Origin of the sequence: Cronobacter sp. HA18006 (assembly GCF_011605445.1) — a bacterium.
Classification (GTDB): Bacteria; Pseudomonadota; Gammaproteobacteria; order Enterobacterales; family Enterobacteriaceae; genus Cronobacter; species Cronobacter sakazakii.
Genome location: NZ_JAANQB010000023.1, coordinates 313,504 through 329,394 on the forward strand (window position 1 = coordinate 313,504; position 15,891 = coordinate 329,394).

Consider the following 15,891-nt stretch of genomic DNA (forward strand, 5'->3'; position numbering starts at 1 on the left):
CAACTCTCCAGACAGGGTTAAGAAACATGAGCCAGACGGCGGTTGCGCTTTTCCCAGAAGGCGTAAGCGGGCAGGCCGGTGGCGATAACAATCAGGGCGCAGATAAGGCCGGGAACCGGTGCCCATACGAAGGTGGAGGCGACCAGAATCAGGCTTGAGGCGATGGCGGCGAAGGTCATGAGGCCGAAGGCCGGGGTGCGCCACAGCGGTTGGTAATCCTCACGCTTGCGACACCAGATGATGGAGCCGAAGGTGAGCGTGTTTTTAAAGCACATCACCAGGGTGAAATAGCCGAGCAGGCTGGTGAGGTCTGACACGAAGATGAAGAAAATGCCCAGCGCGCACTGCAAAATGATGGAGACATCCGGCGTGTTGTATTTCGGGTGCACGTGGCCGAAGCATTTGAAGAACAGGTTATCTTTCGCCATCGCGTATTCCAGGCGCGGCTGGTACATCACGCAGCTGGAGAGCGAACCCAGAATAACGATCATGGCGGTAATGGCGACAAACACGCCCGCCACGCTGCCGAGCGCCGGAATGTAGGTCAGCGCGTCGGAAATCGGCGTTTCAGAGGCAGCGAGCTTGTCAAACGGCATCAGCCCGGAGATAACCAGCGCCAGCAGCGAGTAGAGCACCAGCACCAGCAGACAGGAGCCAATCAACGCCCGCGGCATGGTTTTGCCGGGGTTTTTGATTTCGCCGGTCATGTAGCAGATGGACGCCATGCCGGTGTAGGACCAACTGGTAGCCGAGATCCCCGCCAGCAGCGCCATGATGCCCGCCGCCGCGCTGGTGGTGGCGCTGCTGGCAGGCGCTGTGAAGTTATCGCCCTTCAGCCAGAAAACGCCGATGCCAATGACAATCGCGAAAGGAATGATTTTGGCGATGGTAATCAGCGTCTGGAACGTCGCGCCGCCCTCCACCGAGCGCAGGTGCAGCAGCATAAACGCGAGGATAAGCGCGGTTGCGACGAGTTTGCCGGTAAGCGGATCGAGCGGCACCAGAAACCCGAAGTTACTGACAATGGCGAGCGCCATGATGGAGAGCGACGGCGCGTCGTTGGCCCAGAAGCTGGCCCAGCCGGAGAGGAACGCCAGCGGGCGGCTGCCGGCGTTTTTGAGATACACGTAATCAGCGCCGTTCTCGGGGTAAGCGGTAGAAAGCTCCGCGTAAACGCACATCTGCGGGATCACAATCAAACCACCAATGACAAACGCGAGCACCGTGAGCCACGGCGTGCCTGCCGCTTTCGCCACTTCACCAACCGAAACGAAAATACCGGAACCGACGGTCGTTCCGACGGAAATGGCCAGCACGGCCCAGAAGCCGAGCTTGCGTTGGAGTTCCTGGCCTTCCATATCGTTACCTTTTTAGTATTGAAGAGGGTTGTAGGATTCAGAGCGCGTCGCCCGGATGAAGGCAGCAGGAGGCCGCACGACCCGTCAGATGGGGTCGCGGAATGCCGTCAGGCTGTTTTCATGATGAGATGACGCATAACGAATATAACAACACATAATGAATTGTGTTGACGAGGCAGATCACAAAATCACCGCATGTTAGCGATATGTAATATATTTTAATGCTATGTCTTTGAAAGGTAAGGAAAGAAAGTTTCAGGCCAGCGGGGCTGGCCTGAGAGGGGTTATTTAGACGAGAACCAGTTGAGTTTATCGCGCAGCGCCACGACACGGCCGACGATAATCAGGCTCGGGCTTTCCACGCGTTGCGCCAGCGCGCCAAGCTCGGTCAGCACACCGGCCACCACGCGCTGTTTGACGCTGGTGCCGTTTTCCACCAGCGCTATCGGCATCTGCGGATCCATGCCGTGTTCAATCAGTTTTTCCTGGATGGCGGCGGCCTGGTTTAACCCCATGTAGAACACCAGCGTCTGTTTTTCCGCGGCGAGATTATGCCAGTCAAACTCACCGCCGTTTTTCAGATGTCCGGTGATAAGCCGCACGCTCTGGGCGTAATCGCGGTGGGTCAGCGGCAGCCCGGCGTAGGCTGAACAGCCCGACGCCGCGGTAATGCCCGGTACCACGGAGAAAGGAATGCCCGCGTCGCAGAGCGTTTCCAGCTCTTCGCCGCCGCGCCCGAAGATAAACGGATCGCCGCCTTTCAGGCGCACCACGCGTTTGCCGCGCTGGGCTTCGCGCAGCAGGATCTGGTTTATCTCCTCCTGCGGCACGCAGTGATAGCCCGCGCGTTTGCCCACGAACACGCGATCGGCGTCGCGGCGCACCAGATTCATAATCTCATCGGAGACCAGACGGTCGTAGACCACGATATCCGCCTGCTGGATCTGCTGAAGCCCTTTGAGCGTCAGCAGGCCCGGATCGCCAGGGCCCGCGCCCACCAGTACGACTTCGCCGCGATCGTCAAGCGGTTCACTCAGCAGCGTTTCGGTAATACGGTTGACGGCCTGTTCATCGTCATTGGCGAGCGACTGCGCGAGGCGGTCGTTAACGAAAAACTTCTCCCAGAAGCGGCGGCGTTCGCTCATGGAGGCGAAGGTTTGCTTCACGCGGCGGCGCAACTGTCCGGCATATCCCGCGACTTTACCGAGGTGTTGAGGCAGCAGCGCTTCGAGCTTTTCGCGCAACAGGCGTGCAAGCACGGGTGACGTGCCGCCGGAAGAGATGGCCACCATCAGCGGCGAGCGGTCGATAATCGAGGGCATGATGAAGCTCGCCTGTTTTGGCGCATCCACCACGTTGCAGAAGATACGGCGCGCTTCGGCGGCCTCGCTGACCTGATTATTTACCGCATCATCGTCCGTGGCGGCGATAGCCAGCCAGCAGTCGTCGAGCAGGCTTGCGTTAAATTCGCCCTGCACCAGGCGCAGCATGCCCTGTTTTGCCCAGGCTTCAAACTGCGGCGCGAACGCGAGCGCGTTGACCGTAAGCGCTGCGCCTGCCTCCAGCAGCAGACGCGCCTTACGTTCTGCGACATCGCCGCCGCCGACCAGCAGGCAGGCGCGATGACGTAACTGACAAAATATCGGCAGGTGATCCACGGCGTATCCTTCTTCTCGGGCTTAATGAGCGGGTTGTGGGGCGGTGTGGGCGACAGGCTGCGGGCGCTTCGCTTTCAGGGAGCATATCAGTAACCCAAACCCGTGAACACGGCGTCAGGAGGCGTATTCGCGGGGATTACCCCCAACAGGTTATGCGCGATACCCCTGAATATGAAGGGCCTCTGGCCCAATACGCCACCAACGCTCCCGGAATGTGAACGCTGGTAGCGTTTTCATAAGTAGCGCTTTTGGCTGACTTCCTTAAAACACCGTGGTGGATGCGCTGCGCTTATCCACCCTACGGAACTGAGGCTCTTACATGGCCCTGGTGGATACACAGCGCGTATCCACCCTACGAACTGACGTTCTTACATGGCGCAGGTGGATGCGCTGCGCTTATCCACCCTACGGAACTGACGCTCTTATATCGCGCAGGTGGATACACAGCGCGTATCCACCTGGGATATTTACGCCTTCACCTGTACCTGACCGTCTTTCACGCGTGACTCAAAGTGCGGCACAGAGCGGCTTTCGTCTTCCATGCACAGCCCATCGCGCAGGCGGAAGCGCTGCTTTTTCAGCGGGCTTGCCACCCATAACTCGCCCTGATGTTCGGCGATGATGCCGCGTGACAACACGCTGGCCTCAAAGAACGGGTCGATATTGCTGATGGCATATACCTCGTCGTTCGCGCGCGGGCGGAAAATCGCCACCTGGTGTTCGCCGACCAGCGCGCAAACGCCGGTCGCCGGAATGATCTCATCGAGCGAACAAATCGTGTTCCACTGACTCATACGGTTTCCTCCACGAAGGTGACAGGGATGCGCTCATACGGCGTGGCCGGACGGTGCTGCTGGCGCTCCGGCACCACCTGCACGTTAGGGTCACGGCGATCGCTGTTCACGAAATGTTTAAAGCGGCCCTGCGCCTGCGGATCGTTGACCGTTTCGGTCCACTCGCAAATCACCGCCTCGCGCAGACGCGTCATTTCGGCTTCGAGCTGGCTGTTCAGGCCCAGCTTGTCGTCAATGATGACGCTTTTCAGGTAGTCGATGCCGCCTTCCATATTGTCCAGCCACGGCGCGGTACGGGTCAGTTTGTCTGCGGTGCGGATGTAGAACATCATGAAGCGGTCGAGATAGCGCACCAGCGTTTCTTTATCGAGATCCGCCGCCAGCAAATCCGCATGACGCGGTTTCATGCCGCCATTACCGCAGACATACAGGTTCCAGCCTTTTTCGGTAGCGATAATGCCGACATCTTTGCCCTGCGCCTCGGCGCATTCACGCGTACAGCCGGAGACGCCGAATTTCATTTTGTGCGGCGTGCGGATGCCTTTGTAGCGGTTTTCCAGCTCAACGCCGAAGCCCACGCTATCGCCGACGCCATAACGGCACCAGGTGCTGCCGACGCAGGTTTTCGCCATGCGCAGCGCTTTGGCGTAGGCGTGACCGGTTTCGAAGCCTGCGGCAATCAGTTGACGCCAGATTTCCGGCAGGTCGTCTTTCTGCGCGCCGAACAGGCCGATGCGCTGGGAGCCGGTGATTTTGGTATAGAGGTTAAATTCGCGAGCGATACGGCCCACTTCCATCAGTCCTTCCGGGGTGATCTCGCCGCCAGCCGAGCGCGGGATCACGGAGTAGGTGCCGTCTTTCTGGATATTCGCCAGGAAGTTGTCGTTAGTATCCTGAAGCGGCGTGTGCTGCGGCTTGAGAATGTATTCATTCCAGCAGGACGCCAGCAGCGAGCCGACGGTCGGCTTACAGACTTCACAGCCGTAGCCTTTGCCATATTTCGCCAGCAGCTCCTCGAACGATTTAATGCCTTCGACGCGAATGAGGTGATACAGCTCCTGGCGGGAGAACGCGAAGTGCTCACACAGGTTGTTGTTCACTTCGATGCCCTGTTTCGCCAGTTCAGCGTTCAGCACCTGAGTCACCAGCGGGATACAGCCGCCGCAGCCGGTACCGGCTTTGGTTTCGGCTTTCAGCGCCGCGACGGTATGACAACCTTTGTTGATAGCGGCGATCAGCGCCCCTTTGGTCACGTCGAAGCAAGAGCAAATCTGCGCGCTGTCCGGCAGTTTATCAACACCAATAGACGGCTTACCGCTGGCGGCGTGCGCCGGGAGGATCAGGGAATCCGGGTTTTCCGGCAGCTCGATGCCGTTCAGCACCAGTTGCAGCAGGTTGCCGTAGTCGCTGGTGTCGCCCACCAGCACCGCGCCGAGCAGCGTTTTGTTATCTTCACTGACGATAAGGCGTTTGTAGATCTCTTTGCTCTCGTCGAGGAACACATAGCTGCGTGATTTCGGCGTGCGGCCATGTGCGTCGCCGATGCCGCCGACGTCAACGCCCAGCAGTTTCAGCTTGGCGCTGAGATCTGCGCCTTCAAACTGGTTGCCCGCGTTGCCGAGAATATGGTCAACCGCCACCTGCGCCATTTTGTAGCCCGGTGCGACGAGGCCATACACGCGGCTGTTCCAGCTGGCGCATTCGCCAATGGCGTAGATATCCGGGTCGGAGGTCTGGCACTGGTCGTTAATCACAATGCCGCCGCGCGGTGCGATGTCGAGATCGCACTGTTTCGCCAGTTTGTCGCGCGGGCGGATACCGGTGGAGAAGACGATGAAATCCACTTCCAGCTCGCTGCCGTCGGCAAAACGCATGGTTTTACGCGCTTCAGTGCCCTGCTGGACAATCTCCTGGGTGTTTTTGCTGGTGTGAACTCGCACGCCCATGCTTTCGATTTTACGGCGCAGCTGCTCGCCGCCCATCTGGTCAAGCTGTTCGGCCATCAGCATCGGCGCGAATTCAATCACGTGCGTTTCGACGCCCAGGTTTTTCAGCGCGCCCGCGGCTTCCAGACCGAGCAGACCGCCGCCAACCACCGCGCCGCGTTTGCTGCGACGCGCGCAGGCTTCAATCGCGTTCAGATCTTCGATGGTGCGGTAAACGAAGCAGTCCTGGGTGTCGGAGCCTTTAATCGGCGGGATCCACGGGTAGGAGCCGGTCGCCATGATCAGTTTGTCGTAGAAGACGGTGCGCCCGGCGCTGGAGTGGATCACTTTCTCCTGGCGGTTAATGGTGATGGCGCGCTCGCCCACCAGGACTTTCACACCGTGTTTGTCGTAGTAGCCTTCACGGACCAGCGACAGCTCTTCCGCGGTGTGATGGGAGAAATAAGAGGAGAGGTGCACGCGGTCATAGGCGATGCGCGGCTCCTCACAGAAGACGGTGATGTCGAACTGGCCTGGTTCGGCTTTATCGAGAAGGTCTTCGATAAAGCGGTGACCAACCATGCCGTTACCGATAATAGCGAGTCTGACTTTGCTCATTTTTGCCTCGATTTCTTTTCTATTACCGCCTACCTTAACGATTCAGCACCCTCGCTTATTGATGTAAATCAATTACATCTTTGTATACCCCTTAATGGTTATATTGTTGGTTTTAGTGGTATTTCCTAAGTGCAGGAATTAACAGAGGTTTTGCAGGTGTCGGTTTTTTGTGCCGCAATGGCGCAAATTTTCACCAGAAGTATTGATGGCGTGAAGGCGTTAAAGTGAGGCGGGAGAAGAGGGCAAACTGCAAAGGGTGAGGGAAACGAAAGAGGAAAAGCGTCCCTTCCCGGCAGGGAAGGGACAGATAAGACTTAGTGCGCCGCTTCTGTCTTCGCGTGCTGGCGATGGCGGGTAACAAAGCCCAGCGCGAAGCACATCACGAACACTACAGCGTAAAGGCCGTTGGCGGTAAACAGCGCCGCCTGCGGGCCGTGATTCGCCACAATCGGGCCAGTCACGATAAAGGTCAGCATGGTGCCGACGGTGCCGCAGGTCAGGATGAAGTTAACCAGTTTCGGCGAGGAGACTTTGGTCTGCTGCGAGCCGAGCGTAATGATGGTGGTGTAAATCGCGCTGGAGAAGAAGCCCAGCGCCAGAATGAACCACGCCATATGTTCCGGCTTGCTGGTAATAAAGAAGTACATCAGCACCGTGGCGAGACCCGCCAGCACGGTCAGAATGCGCTGCAAATCAAAGAAGCGCAGCACGAAGCTGAAGACCCACATGCCGACCATGTAAGACATCCAGAAGTTGCTCACCAGCGTGCCGGCGTCGTTCAGGTTCATGCCGAGGCCTTTGGTGGCGTATTCCGGCACCCAGCCGATAAAGCCGAGCTGTCCCAGAATGTAGCAAAGCGCCGCGATGGAGAGGAACAGCACGCCCACGCCCCATTTCTCTTTCACGACCGGCTGGTTTTCCTTCACGGCATGTTTGCCGAGCACCGGGAAATCGCAGCCGAACGTCAGGATGAAAATCGCGACATAAACCAGACCAATGCAGGCGTAGACCCAGTACCACTCGATGCTGCGCGCCAGCAGGAAGGCGGCGACCATCGGGAAGATCATCCCGGCCATGCTGAAGAAGGAGTCGGTAAACAGCAGGCGCGAGCCGCGCTGACGGCCTTCATACATATGGGTAATCAGGAACGTCCCGATCGACATCGTGATCCCACTCACCAGGCCAAGCACGAACATCGCGGCGGAGAAGAGCGTCAGGCTCTGGCTGAACATCAGCGCCACCACGGCAAGCACCATCAACACGAAGCCAAAGCGCAGCTGAGTTTTAAGCGGCACGATTTCCATCAGCCAGGCGTTTAAAAAGATAGAGATCAAAATCCCGGCGTTCAGGAAAGTGAAGGTGTTACTCATGCTGGATACGGGCAGTTTGAAATATTCTGCGATATTTCCCATCACCATCCCGGTGACGATTACCAACGCGCCAGTAAGGGCGTAGGAAAAAAAGCTGATCCATGTGAGCTTAATACGATTGCTGTTAGTCATGACTGGCCTGTGAATAGAAGTGTAAAGCGCGTTGACGGCGCCGGGAACCCAGGCATTCTAGGTGGTATTGTGATCCAATAAAACATTCATTGATCACATGTCGTGTAAAACGACATGCTTTATATGACGGGGCTCACAGAATTTCACGCATCAGATCCGATGAGCGCTTTGTCGCTGCGCGCTGGTTCGTAAATCCAGGTAAATCGCTGGCACGTCATGCAATCGCTATTTAGAATCGACCCACTCGCTTATTTCTGCTTCGTAAGGAATTCTTCATGCTCAAATCCACTCTGGCGGCTGTTGCGGCTGTATTTGCTCTCTCTGCCCTGTCTCCTGCTGCGCTGGCGGCAAAAGGCGACCCGCACGTTCTGCTGACGACCTCTGCGGGAAATATTGAGCTGGAGCTGAACAGCCAGAAAGCGCCGGCGACCGTGAAAAACTTCGTTGATTACGTCAACAGCGGTTTTTATAACAACACGATTTTCCATCGCGTGATCCCAGGCTTTATGGTGCAGGGCGGCGGCTTTACTGCGGATATGCAGCAGAAGCCGACCAACGCGCCGGTGAAAAACGAAGCGGATAACGGCCTGCCAAACGCGCGCGGCACCATCGCGATGGCGCGCACCGCAGAGAAAGACAGCGCCACCAGCCAGTTCTTTATCAACGTGGCGGATAACGCGTTTCTGAACCACGGCCAGCGCGACTTCGGCTACGCCGTTTTCGGTAAAGTCGTGAAGGGCATGGATGTGGCGGACAAAATCGCCCAGGTCCAGACCCACGACGTCGGCCCGTACCAGAATGTGCCGTCCAAACCTGTCGTTATCCTCTCCGCGAAAGTCCTGCCGTAATCTTCCTCACGCGGGCTTTGCGGCCCGCGTTGCTTCTCCTCCCGGCAAACCCGCCTGTTGCTGCTTATACTTGTGGCACACGGGGTTACGCTCAGGGAGGCAAAATGCCAAAGAAACTCACCGACAAACAAAAGTCCCGTCTCTGGGACGCGCAAAAGAATCACAATTTTCAGGCCAGCAACCGGCTGGAAGGCATTGAGGTGCCTCTGGTGACCTTGTCCCGCGAAGAAGCGCTGGCGCGCATTGACGAGCTAAGGGGGCATTATGAGCGATAAATTCGGCGACGGGCGCGACCCTTATTTCTGGTCCGGCAGCGATGTGCTGCGCAACCGGCTGAACATTCATGCCGCGAAGGATCTGCAACATGCCGAGCGTGAACTGACCTCGCTGCGCGCGGCGACGCTGGAACTCGGCCCGGTACAGCGCGGGCTGCCGCACCTGTGCGCCATTCACCGCCAGCTTTTCCAGGATATCTACGACTGGGCGGGCGAACTGCGTGAAGTGGACATCTATCAGGGTGAAACCCGCTTTGCGCATTTCGAATATCTGGAGACAGAGGGCAACGCGCTGATGCAGGCGCTGGAAGATGAGGACTATCTCATTGGTCTGGAGCCGGAGGCGTTTGTCGCGCGCCTCGCGCACTACTACTGCGAAATCAACGTGCTGCATCCGTTCCGTATCGGTACGGGCCGCGCCCAGCGTATCTTCTTCGAACAGCTGGCGCTGCATGCGGGCTACAGCCTCGACTGGCGCGGCGTGGAGGTTGAGGCGTGGCGTGCCGCCAACCAGGCGGGCGCGATGGGCGATCTGGCACCGCTTGAGAAAATCTTCGCAAGCGTAGTGAGCGAAGCGCGGGAAAGCGAGTAAACTGGCGCGGTTCTTTTTCCGGAGCCGCCATGTTACTGCTTATCGACAACTACGATTCTTTCACCTGGAACCTGTTTCAGTATTTCAGCGAGCTGGGCGCGGAGGTGGTGGTCAGGCGCAACGATGAACTGGCGTGCGACGATATCGAGGCGCTCGCCCCGGCGCGCCTCGTGATCTCCCCCGGTCCCTGTACGCCGAATGAAGCCGGTATTTCACTGGCGGCGATCCGGCGTTTTGCCGGTCGTCTGCCGATCCTCGGCGTTTGCCTCGGGCATCAGGCCATCGGACAGGCCTTCGGTGCGGCCGTGGTGCGAGCCGAAAAGGTTATGCACGGCAAGACCTCAGTGATTTCGCACACCAACAGCGGCGTGTTTGCCGGGCTTAACAACCCGCTGACCGTGACCCGCTATCACTCGCTGATTATCGACCGCGCCACGCTGCCTGCGGAGTTTGAGATAACCGCCTGGACGGACGCGGGCGAGATCATGGGTATTCGTCACCGCCACCTTGCGCTGGAAGGCGTGCAGTTCCACCCGGAAAGCATTCTCAGCGAGCAGGGCCATCAGCTACTGGCGAACTTCCTTTCGCGCTGAATTTTTATTGCCTTTTAGTGATTTTTTATTCATATTTTGTGCTTATCTTTTCATGTGCGATGGCACATTTACTGGATGGGCATGAAATGGCAACTGAAAAAACAGCAATTACGCGCGCCACCTTTGATGACGTGATCCTGCCGATTTATGCACCGGCTGAATTTATCCCGGTGAAAGGCAAAGGCAGCCGCGTGTGGGATCAGCAGGGCAAAGAGTATGTCGATTTCGCGGGCGGTATCGCGGTAACGGCGCTCGGGCACTGCCACCCGCGGCTGGTAGAGGCGCTGAAAGCGCAGGGCGAAACGCTCTGGCATACCAGCAACGTCTTTACCAACGAGCCTGCACTGCGCCTGGGCCAGAAGCTGGTGGACGCCACCTTCGCCGAGCGCGTGGTGTTTATGAATTCCGGCACCGAAGCCAACGAAACCGCGTTCAAGCTCGCCCGCCACTACGCCATCACCCGCCACAGCCCATACAAAACCAAAATCATCGCGTTTTATAACGCCTTTCACGGACGTTCGCTGTTTACCGTCTCCGTGGGCGGCCAGGCGAAATACTCCGACGGTTTCGGCCCGAAACCGGCTGATATCATTCATGTGCCGTTTAACGATCTCGATGCGGTCAAAGCGGTGATGGACGACCACACCTGCGCGGTCGTGGTCGAGCCGGTGCAGGGCGAGGGCGGTGTGACCGCCGCGACGCCGGCCTTCCTGCGCGGCCTGCGCGAGCTTTGTGATAAGCATCAGGCGCTGCTGGTGTTCGATGAAGTGCAGTGCGGCATGGGCCGCAGCGGCAAGCTGTTTGCTTATATGCACTACGGCGTGACGCCGGACATCCTGACCAGCGCCAAAGCGCTCGGCGGCGGCTTCCCGGTTAGCGCGATGCTCACCACTCATGATATCGCCTCGGCGTTTCACGTCGGCTCGCACGGCTCCACTTACGGCGGCAACCCGCTCGCCTGCGCGGTGGCGGGCGAAGCGTTTGATATCATCAACACTCCGGAGGTACTGGGCGGTGTAGCGCATAAACGCGAGCAGTTCGTACAGCATCTGGCGCAGATTGGCGAGCAGTACGGCTTATTCAGCGATATTCGCGGTATGGGCCTGCTGATCGGTGCCGAGCTGACGCCCGCCTTCCACGGACGCGCGCGCGATCTCCTCTACGCCGCGGCGGCGGAAGGGGTGATGGTGCTGAACGCCGGGCCGGATGTGCTGCGTCTTGCGCCGTCGTTGCTGGTGGAGCGCGCGGATATCGACGAAGGCATGGCCCGCTTTGCGCGCGCCGTCGCGCGCGTGGTCAACGGCTAATCATGGTGACTGGCTCAGGCGTCGTCTGAGCCAGATCCCGTGATGCGGGCGCTGACGCCACGCCACGGAAGAGATGGTATGCATGGTGCGCAGGTGATCGAGAATGCGCAGCAGGTGATGTTCCATCACGCCCGGCGCGCCTTCCGGCAAAACGTCTTCGCCCTCCAGTACCGCCTCGTTTTGCGTATCGCCCGGCGCGTCATGCTCAAGCCGCTGCTGGCAGCGCTGTAGCGCAATCTCACACGCCTGTAAGTAGCGCGCTGCGGTTTCTGGCGGCAGCGCGGTTTGCTCGCGCGCCATCGTCGTTATCGCGTTGATGTGCTCGACAATAAACTGGCTGTGTGTCACCCACAGGCGCATATCTTCCAGATAACGGCTATTAAAGCCGGGCTCCTGCATGGCCTGATTAAGCGAGTTATAGAGCGCGTTATGCGCCTGGTTGACCTGCATACGCTGCCAGGCGAGCGGGCCGGGTTGCGGGTCGCCGCTCAGGATCAGGCGCAGCGCCTCCTGGTCTGCCTCCAGCGCGTCATGCGCGTTCTGGCGCAGCAGGCCGCTTTGCCACTGGGGCCAGAGCCAGACCATGCCGCCGAACGCGATAAGACAGCCGGACAGGGTGTCTATCAGGCGCGCCACGATATACTGCTCGCCGTTGAGCGTCAGGATTTGCAGCGAATAGACCGCCGTGACGGTAAAGCCAATCATCGCCCAGCCGTAGTGCCGCCGGATTATCAGATAACTGATTAACGTCACCAGCAGCATGCCGAGCAGGGTATAGCCCTGCGGCACTTTCAGGTGCAGCGTGATGCCCGCGATAATCAGGCCCGCCAGCGTGCCGCCCGCCCGGTGCAGGATACGCACGCGCGTCGCGCCATAGCCGTTTTGGGTGACGAACAGCACCGTCATCAGGATCCAGTACGGCTTCGGCAGCTGGAACGCGCTCCCTAACAACCCCGCCGCCGCCAGCATCACGCCCAGACGCGCGGCGGTGCGCAGCGCGGCGGATTTCAGCGACAAATAGCTTTTCAGCGCCCGCAGCAGCGGCAGGCGGCGCTTACCGCTGTCCATCAGGTCACGGGCGTAGAGCGGGCGCTGGGTGCGCAGGACACGTGCGATGCGGCTGAAATGGTATTCGCAGAACTGGCCAACCGGGTTATCCGGGTGCTGGCGGGCGATTTTAGCCAGCGCCTCGACCTGCTTATCCATTGAGAAGCGGTGCGAATAGCGGTGGTAGAGAATGTCGTCAGAGAGCGTGCGCAGGCGCGTGGCGACAGTCTGTGCCGTCCAGCGCAACACCGCTTCGGCGTGGCTGCGCTCCACCAGTTTTTGCACTTCGCCGGGCTGATGCAGCGACACCGAGATGTGCTCCTGGAGATCCAGCGCCACCTGAAACGTGCGCAGCAGGCGCTTATAACCGTTCTGCTTAGTGGCGGAAAGCATCTGCAACTGCTGATAGCACTGGCTTATCTGATCCACTACTTTTTGCTGATGCACCAGCAGCGGCGGCAGCGCCTGTTCCGGCTCGGTGTGGCGCGTCAGCAGGCTGTATTTGGCTTCGCAGTAGTCGGCGAGGCTTTTATAAATCAGGCTTAACGATTCACGCAGCGGCTGCTCGCGCCACAGCCAGAACCAGAAACCGTTAAACGCGCCATACCAGAGCGTGCCGAGCACATAGAGCAGCATGGGCTGCCAGATGGGCATATTGCCGGCGAGGCTTAACGTAAAGATGGCCGCGATGAGCGACGCGGGCAGCAGACGCGCATGCAGCGGGCTGATCTCCGCCGTCACGCCAAGCAGCAGCGCCAGCATCAGCAGAATGAGCGGCAGCGGCACAGACTGCAGCAGCAACAGCTGCACCGCCAGACTGCTCAGCGCAAACAGCGATGCGCCGATGATCAAGCGTTTAAAAAAGCGTTTGTGCGGGGTATCGAGACCGGCAATGTTGCAGCAGGCGGGAACGAGCGAGAACAGCAACCCTTGTTGAAGATGGCCCAGCATCAACCCGACCGCCACCGGCAGGCTTAAGATGAGCGTTTGCCGTAAAGCGTAATTAATTTCAGGGTGATAGATAAGACGACGCCACATAGGGGAGAAGTATAGATACAAAAACGGCGTGTTACCGAAGCGACACGCCGTTTTTTGCTTTTTTAGCGGGTTCCGTAAACCACGATGGTTTTCCCGTGGGCGGAGATCAGGTTTTGATCTTCGAGCATTTTCAGAATGCGGCCAACGGTTTCGCGGGAGCAGCCGACGATCTGGCCGATTTCCTGACGCGTGATTTTGATCTGCATCCCGTCCGGATGGGTCATCGCGTCCGGCTGTTTCGCCAGATTCAGCAGGGTCTGCGCGATGCGGCCAGTCACGTCGAGGAAGGCGAGGTTGCCCACTTTCTCAGAGGTAACTTGCAGGCGGCGAGCCATCTGCGAGGAGAGACGCATCAGAATATCCGGGTTAACCTGGATCAGCTGACGGAATTTTTTGTAGGAGATTTCAGCCACTTCACAGGCAGTTTTAGCGCGAACCCAGGCGCTGCGCTCCTGACCTTCCTCGAACAAACCCAGTTCGCCGATGAAGTCACCCTGATTCAGGTACGAGAGGATCATCTCCTTGCCCTCTTCATCTTTGATCAGCACTGCCACTGAGCCTTTAACGATGTAATACAGCGTCTCCGCTTTTTCACCCTGGTGAATCAGCGTGCTCTTAGATGGATACTTATGAATGTGGCAATGTGACAAGAACCATTCAAGAGTCGGGTCTGTTTGCGGTTTGCCAAGCACCATGCGCGGTTATCCTCTGTTTTAAACTGGCTCCAAAGACAGGGCGCGTAACCCCTGTCTGGCTTTGCATTCATCATCTTCCCGAGTCCTGGGAAGTTGGCTGTCCGTGGACGTCGCAGCCGATAAATTCTCTTCTCCTCTGCATACATGCGTAACATCAATGTATCGCCGCTGCATCCAGACTGTTTTAGCATAGCTTTTCTCAGGTGTCTCCTGTTGTCTCGTTTCAGCTTGACGCAGGTCGCCCTTCCATTGCCTCTGACGTCGCGCGCGCGTAATCTGTCAGAAAAATGAATAGCCTGGAGTGATTAACATGCATGCACGAGTGAAATGGGTGGAAGGATTAACCTTCCTGGGCGAGTCCGCCTCCGGGCATCAGATCCTGATGGACGGCAACTCTGGCGACAAAGCGCCGAGCCCGATGGAAATGGTTTTGATGGCCGCGGGCGGCTGCAGCGCGATTGATGTTGTCTCTATTCTGCAAAAAGGCCGTCACGACGTGACCGACTGCGAAGTGAAGCTGACGTCAGAGCGTCGCGAAGAAGCGCCGCGTCTGTTTACGCATATCAATCTGCATTTTGTGGTGACGGGCAAAGCCCTGAAAGACGCGGCAGTGTCGCGCGCGGTGGATCTGTCGGCAGAGAAGTATTGCTCGGTAGCGCTGATGCTCGGCAAAGGGGTTAACATCACCCATTCGTATGAAGTGATTGAAGCGTCATGAGATGACGGACGGCCCGGCAGGCGCAGCGCCACCGGGCATCGCCGTCACGCTATCTGTTTTCCTTCCATCAGCCGCTGCACCAGCGGCAGCATAATAAGCTCCATCGCGAGCCCCATCTTCCCGCCCGGCACCACCAGCGTATTGATATGTGAGATAAACGAGCCCTGCAGCATCGCCAAAAGCCACGGATAATCGATGTTATCCAGATTGCGGAAGTGAATGACCACGAAGCTTTCATCAAGCGACGGAATGCCTTTCGCGGCGAACGGATTGGAGGTGTCCACCGTCGGCACGCGCTGGAAGTTAATGTGGGTGCGTGAGAACTGCGGCGTGATGTAGTTAATGTAGTCTTCCATTGAGCGCACCACGGAATCCATCACCGCCTCGCGCGAGTGGCCGCGCTCGCTGGTATCGCGGATGAGCTTCTGTATCCACTCCAGGTTGACGATAGGCACCACGCCCACCAGCAGATCGACATGCTTCGCCACGTCATGCTGCGGCGTCACCACGCCACCGTGCAGCCCTTCGTAAAACAGCACGTCCGTCGGCTCCGGCAGCGGTTGCCAGGGCGTAAACGTGCCGGGCACCTGGTTCCACGGCACCGCTTCGTCATAGGTGTGCAGATATTTACGCGACTGTCCTTTGCCGGTCAGCCCGTACTCCACAAAGGTTTGCTCCAGCAGGCCGAAATCGTTCGCCTCCGGGCCGAAGTAACTGATATGGCGGCCAAGATCGCGCGCTTTGCGAATAGCCATGTCCATTTCCGGGCGCGTGTAGCGGTGAAAGCTGTCGCCTTCCACTTCGGCGGCACGAAGATTCAGCTGGGCGAAAATTTTACGAAACGCGAGGCTGGTGGTGGTGGTTCCCGCGCCGCTGGAGCCTGTGACGGCGATAACCGGATGTTTGGCAGACATAGCGAGACA

14 protein-coding genes are annotated in these 15,891 nt (G+C 58.4%); 6 read left to right on the top strand and 8 right to left on the bottom strand.

What is annotated here, in order from left to right:
- Positions 1–17: 17 nt before the first annotated feature.
- The 5 genes from frlA to tsgA all read right to left on the bottom strand — a co-directional run bounded on the left by frlA (position 18) and on the right by tsgA (position 7,855).
- Positions 18–1,358 (bottom strand): fructoselysine/psicoselysine transporter FrlA, encoded by a 1,341-nt coding sequence (frlA, locus tag G9X48_RS17785; RefSeq protein WP_007775036.1) that lies wholly within the window; start codon positions 1,356–1,358, stop codon positions 18–20.
- 284 nt (positions 1,359–1,642) lie between these two features.
- A complete protein-coding gene (cysG, locus tag G9X48_RS17790) occupies positions 1,643–3,016 on the bottom strand; it encodes a siroheme synthase CysG (RefSeq protein ID WP_014727918.1) in 1,374 nt (457 codons plus the stop codon).
- A 467-nt stretch (positions 3,017–3,483) separates the two neighbouring features.
- Complete coding sequence (nirD, locus tag G9X48_RS17795) at positions 3,484–3,810, bottom strand: nitrite reductase small subunit NirD (protein WP_097641854.1); 327 nt, start codon at positions 3,808–3,810, stop codon at positions 3,484–3,486.
- Positions 3,807–6,353 (bottom strand): nitrite reductase large subunit NirB, encoded by a 2,547-nt coding sequence (nirB, locus tag G9X48_RS17800; protein WP_014727919.1) that lies wholly within the window; start codon positions 6,351–6,353, stop codon positions 3,807–3,809. Before nirB ends, nirD begins: the two co-directional genes overlap by 4 nt.
- 314 nt (positions 6,354–6,667) lie before the next feature.
- A complete protein-coding gene (gene tsgA, locus G9X48_RS17805) occupies positions 6,668–7,855 on the bottom strand; it encodes an MFS transporter TsgA (RefSeq protein ID WP_085045423.1) in 1,188 nt (395 codons plus the stop codon).
- A 275-nt stretch (positions 7,856–8,130) separates the two neighbouring features.
- Here tsgA and ppiA point away from each other — a divergent pair, with 275 nt between their 5' ends.
- From ppiA to G9X48_RS17830, 5 genes are all read left to right on the top strand, one after another.
- The gene (ppiA, locus tag G9X48_RS17810; protein ID WP_004386589.1) at positions 8,131–8,703 is read left to right on the top strand and encodes a peptidylprolyl isomerase A; all 573 of its coding nucleotides are present in this window, start codon (positions 8,131–8,133) and stop codon (positions 8,701–8,703) included.
- Between the two features lie 104 nt (positions 8,704–8,807).
- Positions 8,808–8,978 (top strand): YhfG family protein, encoded by a 171-nt coding sequence (locus tag G9X48_RS17815; protein ID WP_007899722.1) that lies wholly within the window; start codon positions 8,808–8,810, stop codon positions 8,976–8,978.
- Complete coding sequence (locus tag G9X48_RS17820; RefSeq protein WP_032987479.1) at positions 8,968–9,570, top strand: putative adenosine monophosphate-protein transferase Fic; 603 nt, start codon at positions 8,968–8,970, stop codon at positions 9,568–9,570. Before G9X48_RS17815 ends, G9X48_RS17820 begins: the two co-directional genes overlap by 11 nt.
- 29 nt (positions 9,571–9,599) lie before the next feature.
- The gene (locus tag G9X48_RS17825; RefSeq protein ID WP_097641852.1) at positions 9,600–10,163 is read left to right on the top strand and encodes an aminodeoxychorismate synthase component II; all 564 of its coding nucleotides are present in this window, start codon (positions 9,600–9,602) and stop codon (positions 10,161–10,163) included.
- A gap of 86 nt (positions 10,164–10,249) precedes the next feature.
- A complete protein-coding gene (locus G9X48_RS17830; protein WP_038878866.1) occupies positions 10,250–11,470 on the top strand; it encodes an aspartate aminotransferase family protein in 1,221 nt (406 codons plus the stop codon).
- Here the strand turns inward: G9X48_RS17830 and G9X48_RS17835 are convergent, their stop codons facing one another.
- Together G9X48_RS17835 and crp are read right to left on the bottom strand one after the other, a co-directional pair.
- A complete protein-coding gene (locus G9X48_RS17835; protein WP_015387175.1) occupies positions 11,471–13,555 on the bottom strand; it encodes a YccS/YhfK family putative transporter in 2,085 nt (694 codons plus the stop codon).
- 62 nt (positions 13,556–13,617) lie between these two features.
- Entirely contained in the window at positions 13,618–14,250 is a 633-nt protein-coding gene (gene crp, locus G9X48_RS17840) for a cAMP-activated global transcriptional regulator CRP (RefSeq protein WP_000242758.1), read from the bottom strand.
- Between the two features lie 310 nt (positions 14,251–14,560).
- Between crp and G9X48_RS17845 the strand changes: the two genes are divergently transcribed.
- Positions 14,561–14,968, top strand: a complete 408-nt coding sequence (locus tag G9X48_RS17845; protein ID WP_004386596.1) for an OsmC family protein — start codon at positions 14,561–14,563, stop codon at positions 14,966–14,968.
- Between the two features lie 44 nt (positions 14,969–15,012).
- Here G9X48_RS17845 and G9X48_RS17850 read toward each other — a convergent pair whose 3' ends face one another.
- Positions 15,013–15,882, bottom strand: a complete 870-nt coding sequence (locus tag G9X48_RS17850) for a phosphoribulokinase (protein ID WP_004386597.1) — start codon at positions 15,880–15,882, stop codon at positions 15,013–15,015.
- Positions 15,883–15,891 lie beyond the last annotated feature (9 nt).

Coding starts and splice junctions, on each gene's coding strand:
- tsgA (WP_085045423.1), bottom strand. CDS start 7,855: ATGACTAACAGCAATCGTATTAAGCTCACATGGATCAGCTTTTTTTCC.
- nirB (WP_014727919.1), bottom strand. CDS start 6,353: ATGAGCAAAGTCAGACTCGCTATTATCGGTAACGGCATGGTTGGTCAC.
- frlA (WP_007775036.1), bottom strand. CDS start 1,358: ATGGAAGGCCAGGAACTCCAACGCAAGCTCGGCTTCTGGGCCGTGCTG.
- G9X48_RS17845 (WP_004386596.1), top strand. CDS start 14,561: ATGCATGCACGAGTGAAATGGGTGGAAGGATTAACCTTCCTGGGCGAG.
- G9X48_RS17825 (WP_097641852.1), top strand. CDS start 9,600: ATGTTACTGCTTATCGACAACTACGATTCTTTCACCTGGAACCTGTTT.
- crp (WP_000242758.1), bottom strand. CDS start 14,250: ATGGTGCTTGGCAAACCGCAAACAGACCCGACTCTTGAATGGTTCTTG.
- ppiA (WP_004386589.1), top strand. CDS start 8,131: ATGCTCAAATCCACTCTGGCGGCTGTTGCGGCTGTATTTGCTCTCTCT.
- G9X48_RS17850 (WP_004386597.1), bottom strand. CDS start 15,882: ATGTCTGCCAAACATCCGGTTATCGCCGTCACAGGCTCCAGCGGCGCG.
- nirD (WP_097641854.1), bottom strand. CDS start 3,810: ATGAGTCAGTGGAACACGATTTGTTCGCTCGATGAGATCATTCCGGCG.
- G9X48_RS17835 (WP_015387175.1), bottom strand. CDS start 13,555: ATGTGGCGTCGTCTTATCTATCACCCTGAAATTAATTACGCTTTACGG.
- G9X48_RS17830 (WP_038878866.1), top strand. CDS start 10,250: ATGGCAACTGAAAAAACAGCAATTACGCGCGCCACCTTTGATGACGTG.
- G9X48_RS17815 (WP_007899722.1), top strand. CDS start 8,808: ATGCCAAAGAAACTCACCGACAAACAAAAGTCCCGTCTCTGGGACGCG.
- G9X48_RS17820 (WP_032987479.1), top strand. CDS start 8,968: ATGAGCGATAAATTCGGCGACGGGCGCGACCCTTATTTCTGGTCCGGC.